Genomic DNA, 1,257 nt, shown 5'->3' on the forward strand with positions numbered 1-1,257 from the left:
TGAAGTGGTCCGGCAAAACTGGACAGCGTGCTAAGATGTATCCAACCCGAACGAATGGATACGAGAATGACAAAGCGACGGAACTTTTCAGACCAGTTTAAGGCTGCTGTGGCGCTTGAAGCGCTGCGTGGCGACAAGACGGTGCAAGAGATTGCAGCCAAGCGGCAGCTCCACCCAACTCAGGTGAGCACATGGAAACGACAGGCGATCGAAGGCATGGCAGGCGTTTTTTCCGACAAGGTCAAAAAGGCTGAGAACAAGGACGGCGAGATCAAAGAGCTGCACGCCAAGATTGGCCAACTGGCGGTGGAGAATGATTTTTTGTCACAAGGGCTAAAGCGGTGAGCCCATCAAAACGCCGCGAGATGATCCGCAAGGACAGCACGAAACTGAGCCTGACGCGTCAGTGTAAGCTGCTCAAGATCAGCCGTTCGTCGATCTATTACACACCAGTTGGGGTGAATGCTGAGACACTTGCGCTGATGCATGAGATTGATCGGGTATTCACCAAATACCCTTTCTTCGGAAGTCGCCAGATTGCTGCTTACCTTCCTCAGTCGGGCTTCTCAGCCGGACGACACCGTGTCCGTCGCCTGATGAATCTCATGGGATTGCAGGCCATTTATAAGGGCCCAAATACCAGCAAAAAGCACCCACAGCACCGCATTTATCCATACTTGTTAAGGAAGCTCGCAATCACGCGACCCAATCAGGTTTGGTGCAGCGACATCACCTACATTCCGGTCAGGAACGGCTTTCTGTATCTGGTGGCGATTATGGACTGGGCGACCCGCAAGGTTTTGACCTGGCGGCTTTCCAATACGTTGGATGCCAGCTTTTGCGTTGAGGCGTTGGAGGAGGCAATCGCCCGATATGGCAAGCCAGAGATAATGAATACGGACCAAGGCAGCCAATATACAGGCGCTGGTTGGATCACGACTTTGACCAAAGCTGACATCAAAATATCAATGGACGGTCGGGGGCGATACCTCGACAATATCTTCATCGAACGGTTGTGGCGGTCGCTGAAGCAGGAGGCCGTCTACTTGCATGAAATCACCGATGGCTTTCAAGCGAAACGGATCATCGATACCTGGATTGGGTTCTACAACTCAGAACGACCTCACACCGCCCTTGATAAGAGAACACCGGACATCGCATACTTCGGCCAAGCGGAGACACGAAAAGCGGCATGAACAGAAACAAGATGCACCTTAGCCAAGCCGCAAAACTGTCCTGAAAAGCAGGACCACTTCA

The 1,257-nt window shown here is 52.3% G+C and carries 1 protein-coding gene; it reads left to right on the forward strand.

Translation table 11 applies throughout. The features are described 5' to 3' along the window. Positions 1-66 precede the first annotated feature (66 nt). Positions 67-1,196 (forward strand): IS3 family transposase gene (locus tag B9P63_RS18750; protein ID WP_095533073.1). Its coding sequence is split into 2 segments (ribosomal slippage): positions 67-340 and positions 340-1,196, totalling 1,131 coding nucleotides; the frame shifts between segments, so codons are not numbered across the junction. Positions 1,197-1,257 lie beyond the last annotated feature (61 nt).

This window comes from Planktotalea arctica (assembly GCF_002105285.1).
Classification (GTDB): Bacteria; Pseudomonadota; Alphaproteobacteria; order Rhodobacterales; family Rhodobacteraceae; genus Planktotalea; species Planktotalea arctica.